This is a genomic window from Pseudomonas sp. SMV7 (genome assembly GCF_052041995.1).
Lineage (GTDB): Bacteria > Pseudomonadota > Gammaproteobacteria > Pseudomonadales > Pseudomonadaceae > Aquipseudomonas.
The window spans coordinates 1-430 of record NZ_JBKGGT010000062.1 but is presented as its reverse complement, the minus strand read 5'-3'; the positions used below and the strand labels follow the sequence as shown (position 1 = coordinate 430).

The 430-nt window shown below is 60.7% G+C and carries 1 protein-coding gene; it reads left to right on the top strand.

The window, feature by feature from the left end; all coding sequences use genetic code 11:
* Positions 1–430 (top strand): immunoglobulin-like domain-containing protein (locus ACLEJP_RS25530; protein WP_440810917.1); only part of this gene is annotated, 430 nt, incomplete at both ends.

Below are 430 nucleotides of genomic sequence, written 5' to 3'. Positions count from 1 at the left end.
ACCCTGACGGCGACGCCGTCGGTGACCGAAGGTGGTGTGATTACCTACACCGTGACCCTGAGCAACCCGGCTCAGACCCCGGTGACCGTGACTTTGTCCAACGGCCAGACCATTACCGTTGAAGCCGGCAAGACCCAGGGCAGTGTCAATTTTGAAACCCCGGCGAACGATGTTTATAACAACGGCTCGACCGTCAGTGTGACCATCGAAAACGCCACCGGCGGTAACTTCGAGCAGCTGACGCCGAACCCGACTCCTGCTCAAACCACGATCAACGACTCGGTCGATGTCACCACTGCGACTCTGACGGCGACCCCTTCGGTGACCGAAGGCGGCGTGATTACCTACACCGTGACGCTGAGCAACCCGGCCCAGACCCCGGTGACCGTAACCCTGTCCAACGGCCAGACCATCACCGTTGAAGCCGGCA